20 protein-coding genes are annotated in these 19288 nt (G+C 59.3%); 14 read left to right on the top strand and 6 right to left on the bottom strand.

The window, feature by feature from the left end:
* Window positions 1–5 precede the first annotated feature (5 nt).
* From arsB to ABD806_RS08720, 8 genes are all read left to right on the top strand, one after another.
* A complete protein-coding gene (gene arsB / locus ABD806_RS08755) occupies window positions 6–1028 on the top strand; it encodes an ACR3 family arsenite efflux transporter (RefSeq protein ID WP_344956976.1) in 1023 nt (340 codons plus the stop codon).
* Window positions 1029–1082: 54 nt separating this feature from the next.
* Window positions 1083–2084, top strand: coding sequence for an ArsJ-associated glyceraldehyde-3-phosphate dehydrogenase (locus tag ABD806_RS08750; RefSeq protein ID WP_344956974.1), 1002 nt, complete (start codon window positions 1083–1085; stop codon window positions 2082–2084).
* Window positions 2085–3308, top strand: a complete 1224-nt coding sequence (gene arsJ, locus ABD806_RS08745) for an organoarsenical effux MFS transporter ArsJ (RefSeq protein WP_344956972.1) — start codon at window positions 2085–2087, stop codon at window positions 3306–3308.
* Between the two features lie 294 nt (window positions 3309–3602).
* Window positions 3603–4565, top strand: a complete 963-nt coding sequence (locus ABD806_RS08740; protein ID WP_344956970.1) for a LysR family transcriptional regulator — start codon at window positions 3603–3605, stop codon at window positions 4563–4565.
* A gap of 114 nt (window positions 4566–4679) precedes the next feature.
* Window positions 4680–5396, top strand: coding sequence for an NAD(P)H-dependent oxidoreductase (locus tag ABD806_RS08735; RefSeq protein WP_344956968.1), 717 nt, complete (start codon window positions 4680–4682; stop codon window positions 5394–5396).
* A gap of 122 nt (window positions 5397–5518) precedes the next feature.
* Window positions 5519–5833, top strand: a complete 315-nt coding sequence (locus ABD806_RS08730; protein ID WP_344956966.1) for a putative quinol monooxygenase — start codon at window positions 5519–5521, stop codon at window positions 5831–5833.
* A 167-nt stretch (window positions 5834–6000) separates the two neighbouring features.
* Entirely contained in the window at window positions 6001–6177 is a 177-nt protein-coding gene (locus tag ABD806_RS08725; protein WP_344956964.1) for a hypothetical protein, read from the top strand.
* A 183-nt stretch (window positions 6178–6360) separates the two neighbouring features.
* Window positions 6361–7095, top strand: a complete 735-nt coding sequence (locus tag ABD806_RS08720; RefSeq protein ID WP_344956962.1) for an MATE family efflux transporter — start codon at window positions 6361–6363, stop codon at window positions 7093–7095.
* Window positions 7096–7252: 157 nt separating this feature from the next.
* Here ABD806_RS08720 and ABD806_RS08715 read toward each other — a convergent pair whose 3' ends face one another.
* Genes ABD806_RS08715 through ABD806_RS08705 form a run of 3 tightly spaced genes read right to left on the bottom strand, consistent with a single transcriptional unit; the run spans window position 7253 to window position 9872 of the window.
* On the bottom strand, window positions 7253–8434 hold the full coding sequence (locus tag ABD806_RS08715) for an acetyl-CoA C-acetyltransferase (protein ID WP_344956960.1): 1182 nt from the start codon (window positions 8432–8434) through the stop codon (window positions 7253–7255).
* 19 nt (window positions 8435–8453) lie between these two features.
* Entirely contained in the window at window positions 8454–9116 is a 663-nt protein-coding gene (locus ABD806_RS08710; protein WP_344956958.1) for a CoA transferase subunit B, read from the bottom strand.
* Window positions 9117–9173: 57 nt separating this feature from the next.
* Entirely contained in the window at window positions 9174–9872 is a 699-nt protein-coding gene (locus tag ABD806_RS08705; protein ID WP_344956956.1) for a CoA transferase subunit A, read from the bottom strand.
* 157 nt (window positions 9873–10029) lie between these two features.
* On the opposite strand from ABD806_RS08705, the gene ABD806_RS08700 reads away from it, so the two are divergent.
* The 5 genes from ABD806_RS08700 (at window position 10030) to ABD806_RS08680 (ending at window position 13879) form a co-directional block, all read left to right on the top strand.
* Window positions 10030–10920: a LysR family transcriptional regulator gene (locus ABD806_RS08700; protein WP_344956954.1), complete on the top strand. Its 891-nt coding sequence runs from the start codon at window positions 10030–10032 to the stop codon at window positions 10918–10920.
* A 506-nt stretch (window positions 10921–11426) separates the two neighbouring features.
* Entirely contained in the window at window positions 11427–12098 is a 672-nt protein-coding gene (locus ABD806_RS08695) for a CsgG/HfaB family protein (protein ID WP_344956952.1), read from the top strand.
* Window positions 12099–12113: 15 nt separating this feature from the next.
* A complete protein-coding gene (locus ABD806_RS08690) occupies window positions 12114–12473 on the top strand; it encodes a DUF4810 domain-containing protein (RefSeq protein ID WP_344956950.1) in 360 nt (119 codons plus the stop codon).
* A complete protein-coding gene (locus ABD806_RS08685) occupies window positions 12470–13126 on the top strand; it encodes a DUF799 domain-containing protein (protein ID WP_344956948.1) in 657 nt (218 codons plus the stop codon). Before ABD806_RS08690 ends, ABD806_RS08685 begins: the two co-directional genes overlap by 4 nt.
* A 144-nt stretch (window positions 13127–13270) precedes the next feature.
* Complete coding sequence (locus ABD806_RS08680; protein ID WP_344956946.1) at window positions 13271–13879, top strand: glutathione S-transferase; 609 nt, start codon at window positions 13271–13273, stop codon at window positions 13877–13879.
* A 52-nt stretch (window positions 13880–13931) separates the two neighbouring features.
* Here the strand turns inward: ABD806_RS08680 and ABD806_RS08675 are convergent, their stop codons facing one another.
* Window positions 13932–15170, bottom strand: a complete 1239-nt coding sequence (locus ABD806_RS08675; protein ID WP_344956944.1) for an NAD(P)/FAD-dependent oxidoreductase — start codon at window positions 15168–15170, stop codon at window positions 13932–13934.
* A 355-nt stretch (window positions 15171–15525) separates the two neighbouring features.
* Complete coding sequence (locus ABD806_RS08670; protein ID WP_344956942.1) at window positions 15526–16938, bottom strand: sodium:solute symporter family protein; 1413 nt, start codon at window positions 16936–16938, stop codon at window positions 15526–15528.
* Window positions 16939–17096: 158 nt separating this feature from the next.
* Between ABD806_RS08670 and ABD806_RS08665 the strand changes: the two genes are divergently transcribed.
* Window positions 17097–18002, top strand: a complete 906-nt coding sequence (locus ABD806_RS08665; RefSeq protein WP_344956940.1) for a LysR substrate-binding domain-containing protein — start codon at window positions 17097–17099, stop codon at window positions 18000–18002.
* A 167-nt stretch (window positions 18003–18169) separates the two neighbouring features.
* Here the strand turns inward: ABD806_RS08665 and ABD806_RS08660 are convergent, their stop codons facing one another.
* Window positions 18170–19087, bottom strand: a complete 918-nt coding sequence (locus tag ABD806_RS08660; RefSeq protein WP_344956938.1) for a LysR family transcriptional regulator — start codon at window positions 19085–19087, stop codon at window positions 18170–18172.
* Window positions 19088–19288: the final 201 nt, after the last annotated feature.

The raw sequence follows: 19288 nt of genomic DNA, 5'->3' as shown, positions 1-19288 counted from the left end.
GGCCGGTGGGAATATTTGAACGTTATCTGACCCTGTGGGTGATCCTTTGTATTGTATCGGGGGTGGTGTTGGGCAGCCTGGCACCCGGTGTGTTTGGCGCCATTGCGGACATGGAGCTGGCTCACGTTAACCTGGTGGTGGCGGTGCTTATCTGGGTGATGATCTACCCCATGATGGTGCAGATAGACTTCAGCGCCATTCGGGATGTGGGCAAAAAGCCCAAGGGGCTGCTGCTCACCCTGGTGATCAACTGGCTGATCAAGCCGTTCACCATGGCGGCGCTGGGCTGGTTGTTTTTTCGCGTGCTCTTTGCCGGCTGGGTCGATCCGCACAGTGCCGGTGAATATATTGCCGGCATGATCCTGCTGGGCGTGGCGCCCTGTACCGCCATGGTGTTTGTCTGGAGCCAGCTGACCAAAGGAGATCCCAACTACACCCTGGTGCAGGTATCGGTCAACGATATCATCATGATCTTCGCCTTTGCGCCGATTGCCGCGCTTTTGCTGGGCGTCAGCAACATGCAGGTGCCCTGGGAAACGCTGCTGTGGTCGGTGGTGCTTTATGTGGTGCTGCCGCTGGTGGCCGGCGTCTTGACCCGTCACCGGCTGAAGCGCAAGGGGGATGGCGCCCGCCTCAACCACTTTTTGCGCGTGCTCAAGCCCTGGTCGGTGCTGGGGCTGCTGGCGACCGTGATGCTGCTGTTCGGGCTTCAGGCAGAGACCATTCTGGCCCAGCCCCAGGCCATTGGCCTTATCGCCATTCCGCTGCTGATCCAGACCTACGGCATCTTCATCATTGCCTACGGAGCGGCCCGTTGGTTGCGCCTGCCTCACAACGTGGCCGCCCCGGCCTGCATGATTGGCACCTCCAACTTTTTCGAGCTGGCCGTGGCGGTGGCGCTTTCATTATTCGGGCTGCACTCGGGAGCGGCACTGGCCACCGTGGTCGGTGTGCTGGTGGAAGTGCCGGTCATGTTGTCCCTGGTGAGCATTGCCAACCGTACCCGGCATTGGTTTGAGGCGGTTTAACCCCGGTTTATTTATTCCCGTATTACATAAAGAACTTCCACAAGGAGCTTAATAATGACCATTAAAGTAGGAATTAACGGTTTTGGCCGCATGGGGCGCCTGACCATGCGGGCGCTGTTTGAACAGTCGGACATTGAGGTGGTACAGATCAATGATCCGGCGGGGGATGCGGCCACCCTGGCGCACCTGCTCAACTTTGATTCGGTGCATGGGCGCTGGCACCACCAGGCCCAGGCCGAAGGTGAGGCCATGCTAATCAAGGGGCAGTCCATCGCCGTCAGCCGCAACAAGACCATTGCTGAGACCGACTGGTCGGGCTGTGATCTGGTGATTGAAGCCTCGGGCAAAATGAAGAGCAAGGCGGTGCTGCAGGCCTATCTGGAGCAGGGGGTGAAGCGAGTGGTGGTCACGGCACCGGTCAAGGAAGAAGGCGTGCTGAATATCGTCATGGGGGTGAACGACCACCTTTATGATGCGACGCAGCACCGGATTGTCACGGCGGCATCCTGCACCACCAACTGCCTGGCACCCGTTGTCAAGGTGATCCATGAGCAGCTGGGGATCCGGCATGGTTCCATCACGACCATTCACAGCATCACCAACACCCAGACGATTCTGGATGCTCCCCACCAGGATCTGCGCCGGGCGCGTTCCTGTGGCACCAGCCTGATCCCGACGACGACCGGCTCGGCCACCGCCATCACCCACATCTTTCCCGAGCTGAAGGGCAAGCTGAATGGCCACGCCATTCGCGTGCCCCTGACCAACGCTTCCATCACCGACTGTGTGTTTGAAGTGGCGCGTGAGACCACGGCGGAGGAGGTGAATGCTCTGCTGCAGGCGGCGGCTCAGGGCGAGCTGGAGGGTATTCTGGGTTATGAGGAGCGTCCATTGGTGTCTGTCGATTACCAGACCGATCCGCGTTCCAGCATCATCGATGCGCTGTCCACCATGGTGGTGAATGGCACTCAGGTAAAAATATATGCCTGGTACGACAACGAATGGGGCTATGCCAACCGTACCGCCGAGCTGGCGCTGAAGGTGGGGCGTTCGTAAATGCTGACCCGGCTTTCCCCCGCCATCCGCCAGTATTTGGTGGTAACCGGCAACTACTGGGCCTTTACCCTGACCGACGGCGCCCTGCGCATGCTGGTGGTGCTGCATTTTCATGGTCTGGGGTATTCGCCGCTGGAGATAGCCCTGCTGTTCCTGTTCTACGAGATCTTCGGGGTAGTTACCAACCTGGTGGGCGGTTGGCTGGGGGCTCACCTGGGGTTGAATCGCACCATGAACTTCGGCCTCGGGCTGCAGGTAGTGGCGCTGTCGATGCTGTTGGTACCGCCAGCCTGGCTGACCGTTTCCTGGGTGATGGCCGCCCAGGCGGTGTCGGGCATCGCCAAGGATCTGAACAAGATGAGCGCCAAAAGCGCGATCAAGATGCTGGTGCCCGAGCATGCCCAGGGAACACTCTACAAATGGGTGGCGATCCTGACCGGCTCCAAGAATGCCCTCAAGGGGGCCGGGTTTTTCCTGGGCGGCATCTTGCTGATGGTGCTTGGTTTTGCCGGTGCCGTGGGTGTCATGGCCGGGGCGCTGACCCTGGTCTGGCTGCTCAGCCTGGCGTTGCTGAAGCAGGATCTGGGCAAGGCGAAGCACAAGCCGAAATTCCGTGACATCTTTTCCAAAAGCCGGGCAATCAACATCTTGTCTGCGGCGCGCATGTTCCTGTTCGGTGCCCGTGATGTCTGGTTTGTGGTGGCATTGCCGGTGTTTCTGTCCCAGACGCTGGGCTGGAATCACAGCCAGACCGGTGGGTTTCTCGCCCTTTGGGTTATCGGTTACGGTTTTGTGCAGGCCCTGGCCCCCCGTATTACCGGCCGGTCTGCCGGGGGGGTACCGGACGGCCGCAGCGCCACGGCCTGGGTCGCGGCGCTGACCCTGTTGCCCGTACTCATTGCCCTGGGGCTGATGGGGGGGCTGGACCCGGCATGGGTACTGATCGGCGGCTTGCTGCTGTTCGGGGCGGTCTTTGCCGTGAACTCGTCACTGCACAGCTACCTGATTGTCAATTATGCCGGTCACGACGGCGTCTCGCTGGATGTGGGCTTCTATTACATGTCCAACGCCATGGGGCGGCTGATCGGTACCTTGCTGTCGGGCTGGGTGTTTCAGCTGGCCGGCCAGGGAAGTCAGGGGCTGCAGGCCTGTTTGTGGATTTCCACGGCCTTTTTGCTGACGACCTCCGTCATCTCGCTCAAGCTGCCGCGACGGGTGAGTTAGGGGGGATCAATAGAACGCCTTTAATGTCATCATCAAGAAGCCGGTGAAGGCGGCCTCGGTCTGTGCAGGGATTTATCTACCCTGTCTCTTATCAGGATGCTCCGTTCAGGCTACCTTGTATAGAATCATAGGTTGGGGGCCACCACCAAGGTAAACGGCGAAATGGCGCTACCGGGCATCCCGGCCAGGCTGCATTGATGGCTTTCCGTACCCGAAGCAGGCCGGCAGGACAACCCGGTCAACGGCCAGAATCTGGATCACGGCGACGCATGCAGCTTGATAATGGGGGAATAATTGTCTTTCGATCTGAAAAGCCTGGAGCTCTTTGTGCGCGTGGCCACCCTGGGCGCCATCGGCCGGGCGGGGGCCGAGTTCAGTCTGTCTCCGACCAATGCAACCCAGCGGATCAAGGCCCTGGAAGCCGAACTGGGGGTCAAATTGCTCAACCGGACAACACGGGCGGTATCCCTGACACCGGATGGCGAGATCCTGCTGGAACATGCCAGGCGTATCCTCGACGATGTTGAAGATACCCGCAATGTGCTATCGCATACCACCAAGTCCATCTCGGGCGCGTTACGGGTAACGGCGTCGGCCTCTTTCGGGCGCTCCCATATCGTACCCTTTGTGCCGGAGTTTCTGCGCCTCTATCCCGACGTAACCCTGGATCTGCATTTGACCGATGCGGTCGTAAATATTGTCGAGATGGGCTATGACCTGGCTTTTCGTATCGGTGCGCTGGCACCGTCCAGCCTGCTGGCGCGCAAGGTTGATAGCAATCCGTTGTTGCTGGTGGCGTCGCCAAACTACCTGGCCCGGGCAGGGCACCCCGAAGCGCCGCAGGAGCTGGCCGAGCATGTCTGCCTGCCGCTGGGCGAAAACCGCAGCTGGAAGCTGGTCGACAAGGATGGCACCCTGCATGAAATCCGGGTCTCCGGGCCGGTATCGGTCAACCTGGGGGACGCCATTGGCGAGTGGATCCTGGCGGGGTTGGGAATCGGACTGACTTCCCTGTGGCATGCGGGTCCGGACATCAAGGAAGGTCGGCTGGTTCCCGTCCTGCCCGGCTTCCGGATCTGGCCCGACGCGAACATCTGGGCGGTGCGCCCGCCCGGCCGCCTGCTGCCCGCCAGGGTCAAGGCGTTTATGGCTTTCATGGAGGAACGCATCGTGGAAACCAATAGGTCCCGTTACGGCTGCCTGCTTGATGAGAGCGGCAACATCTGCATCGACAGCCAGGCAAGCGGGGCCGCCTAAGCGGTCGCGACAAACATTATTCTTAAAATCGGAATAATGTTTTTGGTTTCTGCCAGATAGTTCAGAAAAACGGAACTTGTTATGGTGTGGCCCATCAAACAAGGAGCCCACACCATGACCAACCAAACAGACACCGTTTTCGCCAGCGCCGATATCCAGGAACAGATCCTCCAGGCCTTCCATTTCCGCCATGCCACCAAGGTCTTCGACCCCGAGCGCAAGATCGGCGACGACGAGTTCAATACCATCCTCGAATCTGCCCGGCTGTCGCCGAGCTCGTTCGGCATGGAACCCTGGCAACTGCTGATCGTGCAGAGCCCGGACAAGCGCGAGCTGTTCCGCGACTTCACCTGGGGAGCCAACGGGGCCTTCAACGGCACCGCCGGCCAGCTGGGCACCGCCAGTCATTTTGCCATTTTCCTGGCCCATACCGGCGCCACCATGACACATCATTCGGATTACCTGCAAAGGCACATGAAAGAGGTAAAGCAACTGCCGGATGAGGTGATCGGCTTTATCAACGGTGCCTACCAGAAATTCCAGGAGCAGGATTTCGGCATCGAAGGCGACCGCCAGATCACCGACTGGTCGGCCCGCCAGGCCTATATCGCATTGGCCAACATGATGACCACCGCTGCCCTGATGGGCATCGACTCCTGCCCGATCGAAGGGTTCGAAATGGACAAGGCCAGCGCCGTGCTGGAGCAGTATTTCGGTATCGATCCGGCCATCTATCAACCGGTGGTGATGGTTGCCTTCGGCTATCGCGCCGGCGCGCCGGCGCATCCCAAGACCCGCCGCGAGCTGGATCATCTGGTGACCTGGGCCTGATCAGGCCCCGATCCTTACACCCTGCTCCCGGCATGCAGGGAGCCCGATAAAGATTCATGTTGTCGCAGTGAATGCGGCAACACCATCGGCAAGGCCGCCGTCAATCATTGAGGAGAAGACACATGGGATCCGAGCTTCGTATGATCGTGACCCTGAAGATCTCGCCCGAGGCCGTAGATAATGTCAGGGCGGCGATGCAAAAGCTGGTGCCGCCAACCCGGGCCGAAGCAGGCTGCCTGCAATACGACTTCTTTGAGGTCACTCCCGAAGGGCCTGGCGGTGTGGCCAACACTGGCGGCGACTTTGTGGTGATCGAAGGCTGGCGCGACGAGGCGGCCCACCGGTCGCACGTTGAGTCTGACCATTTCCAGGCATTTATCACTGCCTTCAGCGCCGATGAGCTGCAGTTGTCGGTCCAGGTGCTGAAAAACGCCTGAGCCGGCATCACTGCCACCGGATTGGCTCCGGAGCCTGCCGCCCGGCAAAGAATGTTCAAAATAACTGATAGTTTTTATCAAGTATTATCGATTAAAAATCGATCAAGCCCCGAATATCATGGATGGGTAGCAACAAATCCTGTGAACAACATTGAGAGAGAATCATTATGCGTAATCAAATCCTGCCCGCCATTGCCCTGTTGTCCCTGTTTGCTGTCGGCGCCGTACAGGCCGGCGAACTGCAGTCCAGCCAGGATCCCGCCCGCCAGATCCTGCAAAGCGACAGCGATGGCATCGACCGCCTCGAACAACGCCTGGCCGAACTGCGCGAGGCCCGCGGCTAACAACGGGCACCCGAGCTCAATATGAGAAATGCACCTTGACCGGTGTATTTTTTCTGGCGTCTGCGACCGGAATAAACAACCGATCCGTTTAAGAATTCATGCCCCCGGGGCGCGTGCAACAGGTCAATAATGAGTCAACCTAGCGAGTCTCTTGGCAGACAGTTATACCGCATGACATGGCCAATGTTGATTGGCGTGCTGGCCATCATGAGCAGTCAGCTGGTGGACAGTGCCTACATCGGCCAGCTGAGCACTCAGTCCCTGGCTGAGGTGGGCTTCACCACCCCGGTGTACCAGCTCATCATAGGTATACAGGTCGGGCTGGGCATCGCCACCACGACGATCATTTCGACCGCCCTGGGGGCCTGCAAACAGGGCGAGGCCAGACAACTCGGCAGCCTGGTGATGGCAACCGGTGGGGTGTTGGTGTTTGTGCTTTGCCTGCTGCTCTGGGCCGGCCAGCAAGCGATCATATTCAGACTGGGCGCCAGTGAAGCCCTCTCCCCCCTGGTGCGGGAATACTGGCTGCCCTGGCTTGTCAGCTGCTGGCTGGGCGCCATGCTGTATTTCGGCTACAGCATTTTCCGGGCCCATGGGGAAACCCTGCTGCCGGGCATGGTGATGGTGCTGACCAGTCTGCTGAATGTGGTGCTGGATCCGGTATTTATCTTCGTCCTGGATATGGGCCTGGCCGGCGCGGCCTGGGCAAGCAGCTGTGCGTTCGGGGCGGGTTGTCTGATCATCTTCGTCGGCATGGTTCGCCGGCGACTGCTCCGGCTGCCGAACAATGCAGCCCGTATCACCGCAGTGCTCCAGTGTTGTACCATGGCGGGCAGGCTCTGCTGGGTGGAGGCCATGCCGGCGGCCAGTACGAGCAGGGTCAGCAGGGTAGAAAACACGAAGGGTGAAGGCTGGTAGCGCTGTACTAGGTTCACGCTGAGCCCCGTTATTTTATTGAACATCTGTAATTCTTATGATGAGCATTTATTCGGCCATACCACGGGCGTGACCGGGACAGTACGAGCGGGGCGCGTACCTGCTTTGGCCACGCCCCTGTAATTGCCCGGGTACGGTATCAGGGCCGCTCTATGGCCATGGCCACGCCCTGGCCGCCGCCGATGCAGAGGGTGGCCAGGCCTTTCCCGGCATCACGGCGTACCATCTCGTGCACCAGGCTCACCAGCACCCGGCAGCCGGAGGCGCCGATGGGGTGGCCGAGGGCGATGGCGCCGCCATTGACGTTGACCCGCTCCGGATCCCAGCCCAGCTCATGGCCGACGGCCAGGGCCTGGGCGGCGAAGGCTTCATTGGCTTCAATCAAATCTACCTGTTCCAGGGTCCAGCCCGCTTTGTCCAGGCAACGGCGGGTGGCAGACACCGGCCCTATGCCCATGATGGCGGGGTCCACGCCGGCGCTGGCGCAGGCACTGACGCGTGCCAGTACCGGCAGGCCCAGCGTCCGGGCACGGGTGGCACTCATCAGCAGCATGGCGGCGGCACCGTCATTCAGGCTGGAGGCATTGCCGGCAGTGACGCTGCCGTCTTTACGAAAGGCCGGCTTCAGCATGGCCAGCGACTCCGGCGTGATGCCGGGACGAGGCTGCTCGTCGGTATCGAAGTACAGCGGCTCACCTTTGCGCTGGGGAATAGAAACCGGACAGATCTCCTGGCGGAAACGGCCGCTTTCGATGGCGGTCATGGCTTTTTGCTGCGAGGCGGCGGCAAAGGCATCCTGCTGCTCACGGCTGATCCGGTATTTTTCCACCAGATTCTCGGCGGTGATACCCATGTGGATATCATTAAAGGCATCCCACAGGCCGTCCCGGATCATGCTGTCGACCAGCTCTGCATGGCCCATGCGCAGGCCGGTCCTGGCCTTGGGCAGTACGTAGGGGGCCAGGCTCATGTTTTCCTGACCGCCGGCGATGATCACCTCGGCGTCGCCACAGTGGATAGCCTGGGTGGCCAGTTGCAGCGCCTTGAGACCGGAGCCGCATACCTTGTTCAGGGTCATGGCCGGCACTGTCACCGGCAGGCCGGCGGCGATGGCTGCCTGCCGGGCGGGATTCTGTCCGGCGCCGGCGCTCAGCACCTGACCGAGGATGACTTCATCCACCTCGGCCGGGTCCAGTCCGGTTTGCGCGATCAGTCGGCGAATAACGGTCGCCCCCAGCTGATGGGCCGGGATCCCGGCCAGTGCACCCTGAAAGCTGCCGATAGGAGTACGGGTGGCGGCAACGATAACGACATCTTGCATGGTGTTCTCCTCGATGAGTTCAGTCGACGAAGGTCATTTCTGGCACCTGGTTGGGCACGATCAGCTTGCCGGCGGTCTTGGCTTTGATCTCTTCCACGCTGACCCCGGGAGCCCGCTCCTTGAGGATAAAGGCGCCGTTTTCTATCTCCAGATAGGCCAGATCGGTGAGCACGCGTTTGATGCAGCCGGCGCCGGTCAGCGGCAATGAACAGTGCGGCAGCAGCTTGGATTCGCCATGCTTCGAGGCGTGTGTCATGGTGACGATGATGTTGTCGGCACCGGCTACCAGATCCATGGCGCCGCCCATGCCTTTGACCAGCTTGCCCGGGATCATCCAGGAGGCGATATTGCCGTTGACGTCCACCTCGAAGGCACCGAGTACGGTCAGGTCGACATGGCCGCCGCGGATCATGGCGAAGGACTCCGCCGAGCTGAAGATGGAGGCGCCGACACGGGTGGTGACCGTCTGTTTGCCGGCGTTGATCATGTCGGCGTCCAGCTCTTCCTCGGTAGGAAAGGCGCCCATGCCGAGCAGGCCGTTTTCGGACTGGAGCATGACTTCCATGCCGTCCGGGACATAGTTGGCAACCATGGTGGGAATGCCTATCCCCAGGTTGACGTAGAAGCCGTCCTGCAGTTCGCGGGCGACGCGTTGGGCCATTTGTTCGCGGGAAAGTGCCATGATATTGCCTCTTGTACGGATTCAATGAGTCGAATGGGGTGCCGGTGGCCTGCAGCCTCAGCCGCGCAGCGTGCGCTTTTCGATACGCTTCTCGAACTGGCCGCAAATGAGGCGGTCCACATAGATGCCGGGGGTATGGATCTGGCTCGGCTCCAGCGTTCCGGGTTCGACGATTTCCTCGACCTCGACCACCGTTATCTTGCCGGCGGTGGCGGCCAGCGGATTGAAGTTCTGGGCGGTATGACGGTAGACCACGTTGCCGAAATGATCGGCCTTCCAGCCTTTGACGATGGCAAAGTCACCGGTGATGGCCTGTTCGAGTATATGGGAGCGGCCATTGAACTCGCGCACTTCCTTGCCCTCGGCAATGGTGGTGCCGTAACCGGTTGCGGTATAGAAGGCGGGGATACCGGCGCCGCCGGCGCGCATCTTTTCGGCCAGGGTACCTTGCGGTGTCAGTTCTACCTCCAGCTCACCATTGAGCAGCAGCTGTTCGAACAGGGCATTTTCGCCGACGTAGGAGGCGACCATCTTGCGGATTTGCCTGTCTTCCAGCAGTATCCCGAGGCCAAAGCCATCAATGCCACAGTTGTTGGAGACCACGGTCAGCTCCCGGGTGCCCTTGCGTTTGATCTCGGCGATCAGATTTTCGGGGATACCGCACAAGCCGAAACCGCCGGCCAGGAGGGTCATACCATCCTCGAGGCCTTCAAGGGCTTCCGCGTAGGAACTCACTCGCTTATCGAAACCTGCCATACCATTTCCTCTTTTTGGGTACTACCGGACACCGGGTTGTTGTAAAAGAGTATCCGTGCGGGTTACTTATTTGTTAAGTTTGTTTTTATCATCGATTGATTGGCTTATTAAAATAATGTGTCGGTGAGCTGCCGACGATCTGGGGAGAATAGATTCAATGACGGTAAAGCAACTCCGTGCCTTCATCGCCGTGGCGCAAACCCTGAGTTTTGCCCAGGCCTGCGAACGGCTGCATCTGTCCCAGTCGGCACTCAGCCTGACCATCAAGGCACTGGAGGACGGCCTGGGAGGCCGGTTGTTCAGCCGCACCACCCGCCATGTCCGCCTGACCCCGGAAGGCGAGGTGTTGCTGCCGCGGGCGCTGCGCCTGATCGCCGACTGGGATAATGCCGAGGACGAACTGCGCCAGCGCTTCGCACTGCAGCAGGGACGCGTCACCCTGGCGGCCATGCCGTCATTTGCCGGCAACCTGTTGCCGCCGCTGCTGCGTGACTTCCGCCGCCGCTATCCGAAAGTCAATGTGACCATCAACGATGTGCTCAACGAACAGGTGATCGAAATGGTCCAGGATGGTCATGTGGAGCTGGGTATCGCCTTCGAACCACCGGTGGGCACCACCCTGGCGTTCAGGCCGCTGTACCTGGATCGCTTCGTCGCCGTGGTGCCGGCGGATTCGGCTTTGGCCGGACGGAAGGAGTTGTGCTGGCGTCACCTGCTTGAGCAGCCCTTTATTACCCTGCAGCGGCCGTCGGCGGTGCGCCTTATGCTGGAACAACATCTCCACGACTGGAAGCTGACATTACCGGTGGCATTTGAAAGTCACCAACTGGCGACGGTCGGCCGGATGGTCGGCTGCGGCCTGGGGGTCAGTGCGGTGCCGTCCTTGTGCATCGGACAGATGCACGAGCTGGGCGCGCGTTGTCTCCCGTTACTCGACCCGGTGATCGAGCGGCCCGTGGGGATACTGACCAGGGCGGAACACGAATTATCCGTGGCCGCCCAGGCGCTCTTCGATACCCTGCTGGCATCGTCTATGCCTTCCCTTTAGCAGGCTGGTTTACTCTGCGGATATTTCTATATATCCACTCATCGAGTAGGCCTTGTTTACTATGTTCGGTTGCGGCGGGGAGCGGGTCGTGAGTGACCAAGGTCTGGAAGCGGTGGGTTGCCGGCCGCCATGGCGGCGGGATAATTATCCGTGGGCAGGGGATGAGCCATCTGCAGCCTGTGCTCTGGGGTAATAATGATGCCCACATTCCCGACTAAGTTGATATGCTACCGTCCGGTGTTCTGAATGACGCCGCCGAGCCCCGAGGAGCAGCTTGTTGCCTGCACTGAGTTGAATGATGGGCCGAACATCCAGTGAATGTTCGCAGCCGTTATCCAGTGCAGGTGACCTTAAATTTCGGTGAGTCGGCGTATGGGGAAGGACTTCCCCGTTTCTGCTTAATTGCACTGCATGGCGTTGGCACTGGACCTTTGATTTATCCCAGATCTGCTGTTATCAAAACACAACCGATTCGAATATCTAACGACTGGAGAAAGTTACCCATAATGAAAAAAACAACGGTATTTTGTTCGGCCCTGGTGTCCGTGGCCCTGCTCGGCGGTTGCGCCACCGAAACCTCCCGCTCACTGGGCGTCGAAAAGGTCGCCAGCTACGGCAGCCAGTACCAGGGCCCGCGCAGCCCCATTTCGGTGGGGAAATTCGATAATCGCTCCAGCTACCAGCGCGGAATTTTCTCCGATGGGGTCGATCGTCTGGGCAACCAGGCCAAAACCACGCTGGTGACCCACCTGCAGCAGAGCAATCGCTTCAATGTGCTGGATCGCACCAATATGGCGGAAATCCAGGCCGAGGCCGGCATCAAGGGTCAGCGGCAAACCCTGAAGGGGGCGAATTACGTGGTCACGGGTGACATCACCGAGTTTGGCCGCAAGACGGTCGGCGATCATCAGCTGTTCGGCATACTGGGCCGTGGCAAGTCGCAAGTCGCCTATGCCAAGGTCCACCTGAATGTGGTGAATGTGCAAACCTCCGAAGTGGTATTTTCATCCCAGGGGGCGGGGGAATACCAGCTGTCCAACCGGGAAATCATTGGCTTTGGCGGTACCGCCAGCTATGACTCCACCCTGAACGGCAAGGTGCTGGATCTGGCCATGCGCGAGGCGGTCAACAACCTGGTGGCCGGTATCGACAGCGGCGCCTGGCAACCCGTTCAGTAAGCGATGGAGTCGGCCATGACCTTTTTCAACAAAACAAGCGGCCTGCTGCTGGCGGCGGGCCTCCTGGCGGGCTGCAGCGCTCCCACCACCCTCTATCAATGGGATAACTATCAACCCGCCCTGTATCAGTATTACCAAGAGGACGAAACCGGTCCGGAGGAGCAGGTGGCGGCGCTGGAAGAGAATATCGAACAGGCCAGGGCCAGGGGGACCAGCGTGCCTCCCGGCCTTCATGCCCACCTCGGCCTGCTCTATGCCAATACCGGCCGAGAGGAGGAGGCCCTTAACCAGTTCGCCACCGAAAAAGCGCTGTTCCCCGAGTCGGCCCCCTTTATGGATTTTCTGCTGAAACAGGGTAAGGAGAGGGCACAATGAAACCTATTTCAACACTGGCCGGCATCGTGCTGGCGGCATCGCTTGGCGGCTGCGTGACCCCCGAGCCCTACGATTACAGCGCCTTTGAACAGAGCCGGCCCAGATCGATACTGGTATTGCCGCCGGCCAATCAGTCGCCCGATATCAAGGCCAGTTACAGCCTGTTGTCGCAGGTCACCTATCCGCTGGCGGAGTCGGGCTATTATGTGTTGCCGGTGGCGGTGGTGGATGAAACCTTCCGCCAGAATGGCCTGGTCAACCCGGAAGAAATCCAGGGGGTGTCGGTCGCCAAGCTGCATGAAATCTTTGGCGCCGATGCGGTTCTCTATCTCGACGTGACCGAATACGGCACCACCTATATGGTGATCAGCAGCGATACCCGGGTGACCGCCGAGGCGAGGCTGGTCGATTTAAGAACCGGCCAGCTGCTGTGGGCCGGCACCGCCACCGCGTCCAGCAGCGAGCAGGAGTCCAGCTCCGGCGGGGGCCTGGTCGGTATGCTGGTACAGGCGGCGGTGACCCAGATAGCCAATACCCTGACCGACAAGGGACACCAGGTTGCAGGCATCACCAGCGCACGGTTGCTCTCCGCGGCCCGCCCCAACGGTATCCTCTACGGTCCGCGTTCTCCCCACTACGGCAACATCGAGTAAGCGAGATATCGGTTCGCAAAGCAAATGGAAAGCCTGCGACAAGCACGCCGCAGGCCTTGGTTACCGGGATGAAAGGAGTTTGCCTTTCATCCCGGTAACCATTAACTAAGGCTCCAATCAGTACCAGCAACCTATAAGGACATCATGATGAAGCTTTATTCTTCCACTACCTCTCCCTTTGTGCGCAAAGTGCTGGTGGTCGCCCACGAGGCAGGCTGCCTGGATGCCATCGAGCCGTTGGCCGGGAAGGCCAGCCCGATACAGGCGGATATGGCCATCGTCGCCACCAATCCTCTGGGGCAGGTGCCGACCGCCATCGTCGATGACGGCCAGGCGCTGTTCGACAGCCGGGTGATCTGCGAATACCTGGATGCGCAGCAGGGCACCGGCCTGTTTCCGGCGGGTGCCGGGCGCTGGCCGGCGTTGACCCTGCAGTCCCTGGCCGACGGCATACTGGATGCGGCCCTGCTGGCCCGCTATGAGCAGGTCACCCGACCGGAAACGCTGCGCTGGGAGCCCTGGCTGGAGGGACAGATGGGCAAGATCAGCCGTGCACTGGCGCAATTGGAGCTACAGGTTCCGGCGTTTGCCGTGCAGCTGCACATCGGCACCATCAGCCTGGCCTGTGCCCTCGGTTACCTGGACTTCCGCTTCTCCGAGTTTGCCTGGCGCGAAGGCCACCCGCGGCTGGCCGACTGGTATCAGACTTTCAGCGCCCGGCCGTCCATGGCGCAGACGGTGCCCCAGGGGTAGTCACGACCCCGAATGGAGACCGACCCCTGTGGCACCAATGAGGAACGGTGATTCAGAGGAAGCGTTTTGGCGATAGCGCCATGGCCAGAGCATCGGGTCGATGGCCTGCCAGACAGTCGGCCACCAGCCGGCCGGTGATCGCGGCCAGGGTCATGCCCAGGTGGCCATGGCCAAAGGCCAGGAGCACACGCTCATTGCCCGGCAGGGATCCGATAACCGGCAGGGAGTCGGGGGTGCTGTGGCGTACCCCCATCCATCGTGAGGTCACCGCAACCGGGCGGCCAAACAGGCGTTCGGCCCAGCCCTGCATATGGCGGTACCTGTCTTGTGCCGCGGGTGCCGCCGGCCGGGCAAATTGCGTGGTACCGGCGATGCGGATGCCGTTGTCCATCGGGGTGGCATAAAAATAATGGGCGAGCCAGCCGACGGGCCTGTTCAGCACCAGATCCTTATCGTCCAGCATCAGGTGGTAGCCGCGCTCGCTCACCACCGGCAGCCTGACACCCAAAGGCGCCAACAGCTGCTGGTTGCCCATACCCGCACAGAGCACCACGGTATCGGCCACCAGCTCCCGAGCGCCGGCCCGCACCAGGATGCGGTCATCCACTTGTTTGACGGTATCGGCCGATAATGGCTGATAATCCAGTCCTTGTCCCAGCAGTTGCTCATGGAGTTGCGTGCAGAGCTGCCGGGGATGGCGCAGCGACCAGGTGTCGGGATACCAGAGCCCGCCCTCTAGGCCTTGCGGATTCAGGCCCGGCTCCAGTTCCAGTAACGCCTCCCGGCTCAGGGCTTCACACCGCACCCCGTCCCGTTGCTTGGCGGCGGCCAGTTCGGCCAGCCGTGGAGCTATGTTAGGATCCTGGCGATAGATCTGCAGGCAGCCCTTGGTTTGGTAGAGTTCATTCGAGCCCAGGTTCTCCAGCAGCCGATGCTGCAACTGGGTCCCCCTGGTGACCAGCTCGACCAGGGTTCGCTTGTTTTCGGTAAAGGGCCCGTTGCCGATGGCTTGCAGGAAAGCGCGGCCAAAGCCGGTCAGTTCAGGCAGGTAACGGGGATCGACCGACAGCGCGCGTTTGCTGCGGATGATTTCCATAAGCATAGAGCGCAGGCTGTCGGGGTTGGCCAGCGGGGTGGTGGCATAATTGGCGATAAGGCCGGCATTGCCAGAGGAAGTACCCGAGCCGGGCTGATTGGCATCCAGCAAGGTCACCCGATAGCCCCTGTCCAGCAGTGTTTTAGAAACGGACAGGCCGACAATGCCAGCACCGGCCACGATGATATGTTTCATTTTAATAAAACCACCTGATTAGCTTGAATGGCAGTGACGAAATGGCAGTGACGATATGCGCTGTTAAATAACTGCTCTTGATCGTGCCGAATAAATCGGAACCGCAGGCATGGCATCAATAACGCCATGGTGTCGATGGCGACCGAGGGAACCTGATCTCTGGTTAACTGGAGCCGCATTAAAACCGTTTACTTAACAGAACCATGTAAGGGTTGAGAGGGGGCAGAGCCCCCTGACGATTAATTTTCTTTATAGAATTTATAAGACAGGGCGCCGACGACCAATGCAGTCAATATACAAGTGGCGGATACGGCATAAACGACCAATTCAAACCAATGCATATCTGAACTCCTCATTAACTGTTTTTAGTAACGAGCGTGGCCGCCCGGCTGTTTTTAAAGATGTGATAAATGATGGTAAAGGCCAGCAGGTTGGCGGAAACGCCGGCGACCAGTGCCGATAATCCCGTCATGCCGCTCAGATCCCAGGGGCCCCATTTCCATACCACTGTGACCAGGGCGCCGGCGATGATGGCACCGATGGCCGACTTGCTGCATTTAAGATCGAAGAGCACACCCAGTACAAAGGGAATGAGGATGGTCGGTGCCCAGAGTGAGTAACTGATCAGCAGGGCGTCTATGATAGAGGTCGCGTACAGGGCGAAGATCACGGCGCCGATGCCGATCAACAGGTTTACCAGGCGTTCGATCCACAGTTTCTTTTTCTCGCCGACATCGGGGTTGATAAAGCTTTGATAGATATCCTTGACGAAGATAACGGAAGCCGAGTTGAGATAGGAATCGGCGGTCGACATCACCACCGCCAGCAAAGAGGCGAGTACCAGGCCGGTGATCCCCAGGGGCAGTGCGGTCCGGATCAGCTCGGGCATGGCCAGATCCGGGCTGATATTCGGGTAGAGGATCAGGGCAACCAAGCCAATGGTCGAGCTGACGAAATAGAACAGGAAACCGAACAGGCCGGAGATGGTATAGCCGATTTTGGCATTGCGCGGGTCCGGTGCCGCGAGCGCGCGCTGGGTATAGGGTGGCACCAGGGTTTCACCCAGCAGGAAGGCGATGAACAGGCTGAGGAACATGCCGGGGCCGTAGTCGCCCATGATGCTGAAGTGGCTGTCGGGCAACCTGGCGATCAGGTGTTCTACACCACCCACTTCATTAATGCCGATCAGCAAGGTGATTGGCATGAAGATGGCCAGCATCAGAAACTGCACCACATCGGTCTGGATCACCGCCCACATGCCGCCAATGGTGGAGTAAAGCAATACCACCCCCATGCCGATCAGGATGCCGGTGGTAATGTCGATACCGATGATGGCATTGAATACTGTCCCGACCGCCAGGGCCTGGGCGCCCAGGATCCCGATGCAGAATATCAGTGAAAAGATACCGGTGATCAGCCGGGCGTAGCGGCCAAACTGTTGTTCCATGATGTCGCCCACCGTATGGGCACCGATATACCGCTTCAACCTGGGGGCAATGAAGATACCCGTTAATACGGTGGCAATCGGGAATGCGCTGGCCGCAAACATAAAGGCATAGCCGTGATCGAAGGCCTGGCCGGCCCGGCCCATGGAGGCGCCGCCGCCGAGGAAGGACGCCGCCAAGGTGGCAAACAGGATGGGCCAGGTTATCTTGTTGCCGGCGACGGCGAAATCGGCGCTGGAGGTCACCTTTTTGGCACTTCGGTAACCTATGTATCCCAGCAATATAAAGTAGGCCAGCAGGCCCATCGCATCTAAGTAGTGCATCACTCTCTCCTACATCCCTTGTGTGTTGTGAGTATGTGTTGATTATGTTAACTATGAAGGTATAAGAACAAATAATACTTTTTGATGAATGTATAAATAATATTTTTACCTATTTTGGTTAACCGCAAAGCTGTCTGAGGTAGTGCATGATCCCGAAAATGAATGCGAAGCAACTATATATATTTCAGGAGGTTATCCATAGCGGCAGCATCAGCAAGGCGGCCCGGCGGCTGGGGTTGACACAACCGGCGGTCAGCACCGCCATCGCCAACCTCGAAAGCGACATGGGCTTCTTGTTGTTCAAGCGGAACCACTACGGCACCGAGATGACCATAGAGGCCAAGTCCTTCTCCGAAGGGGTGGAGCGGGTGATCAAGGCGCTGAATAACCTCGAGGAGCTGGCCGAGGATCTGAAGCATGGCCGGGTCGGCAAGCTGCAGATCGGGTGCATGCCGGGGCTGTCAACCATCACGCCCAAGATCGCCGCCCGTTTTATGCGCAACAACCCGGAAGTGAAGCTTTCCCTGCAGACCTTTCCTTCCAAGAAGGTGGAGGAGTGGGTTGCGGCCGGCCACTTCGATCTCGGTATCGTGGAAAAGCCACAGTCTAAAAACGAACTGGAGATCTTTCCCTATAAGTTCGAGATGCTCTGCGCGTTGCCCGAAGACTCGAGGCTGGCAGACAAGGAAGAAATTACCATCGAGGATCTGGACGGCAAGCCGATGATCACCCTGGGTGATGCGCATCAAACCACCATGCAGCTGCGCAGCCTGGCAAGCCGGCACGATTGCCAACTTAATGTGGTTGCCGAAACCCAGCTTTTCCCTTCGGCGATGGCCCTGGTCAACGAAGGGGTAGGCTATGCGCTGATCGATCCCGTGACCGCCATGGAATACGGCAAGCGGAGTGATAGCCAGGTGATTTTGCGGCCTTTCCTGCCCCTGGTCGAATTTGAGGTCGCCATCATCCTGCCTAAATTCCATCTGGTCTCCCGGCTTTGCCAGCATTTTCAGCTTGCCCTGAGAGAGGAATTCGATCATCTGGTACAGTCGCTGACTAACTAATGGCTGCTCCGGTACGTGCTGGGCAGCAGGCACTGTGGCATGTCACTCCCCGGGCAAAACATGTATTACAGTACAAAACCCTAAGCCGACACTGGCATCTGCCGTGTCCCGTAGCCTATCCACGACGCGCTCCCGGCTGCCGTTGTCAAATTCCGGGTGGCCGACGGTCAGGTAAATGAGGTCGATTGGCGCAAACACTCGAGTAAATCGAGTATGGCGCCGTCGGGGTTTTTCTCATCGCGCCAGCACATGCCCACATAGCCTTCTGAACTGTCTATCTGAATGTCCAGGGGGACCACCAGGCCGCGGCCGGTAAAGTGCTGGGCGACCCGCTCCGAGCCAATCGACAGCATATCGCTGTATTGCAACAACCACAGGTTGCCTACCTGGGAGGAGGACTCTATCCGGTAAGAGGGCGGCTTTCTTCCCGCCATGGTCAGGGCTATGTCCAGTTTGCTGCGGATCGGGGTGCCATGAGGCCAGACAATCCAGTCGTATTCATAAAGATCATCCCAGCTCAGATTTTGGCGCTGTGCCAGCGGATGCCCGGGGCGGGCAATGATCCGCAGCGGCTCGTTGTATAGCATTTCGCTGCGCAGCGTCGGCCGCGGCTGGTAGTTGTCGAGCCGGCCGACCACCACATCCAGTTTGCCCAACTCCAGTTTTTCCAGCAGGTAATTCATGGTGCTTTCCTGTATTTCCACCCGGGCCCTGGGATGTTTGCCGAGATACTTCATGATGGCCGCCGGTACGAAGCTCGGTGCCGAGGCCGGCGAAGTGCCGACCGCAATGGAGCCTGAGCTGCCTTCCTGCAGGGCTTCCAGGTTGTGCTGGGCACGGGACATTTCGGTGATGATGCGCCGGGCATGGCTGATCAGCGTTTGGCCCATGACGGTGGGTTGCAGGCCCCGGGAATGGCGTTCAAACAAGGGGGAGCCAATGTCATCTTCCAGTTCTTTCAGCCATTTGGACAAACCGGGCTGAGTGGTATGGGAAAGACGAGCGGTATCGCTCAGGCTGCCGGTTTCCGCCAGGTTGATAAGCAGATGCAGGTGTTTAAGGCGCAGGCGTCGGGTCCAGTCCATCTTGATATACCATAAATTGCATAGCGGTATCTTAAAATATCATTATTCGCTATATGTTGCCTGGTTAATAATGTTACGCAGAAGTTGGTTTTGGGTGCCGTACTTGTGTACTGGGCTTACCGACGCAGCGTCATGATAACCGGGCGGATGGCGTGAACAGCCGACTCATAGCGTCAGCAGGTGATCAAGCGTTATGTCGTC

The sequence above is a fragment of the Zobellella aerophila genome, assembly GCF_039539325.1.
In the GTDB taxonomy this organism is placed as follows: domain Bacteria; phylum Pseudomonadota; class Gammaproteobacteria; order Enterobacterales; family Aeromonadaceae; genus Oceanimonas; species Oceanimonas aerophila.
Note: the sequence above shows the minus strand (reverse complement) of the source record. Positions and strands in the feature narration are given on the sequence as shown.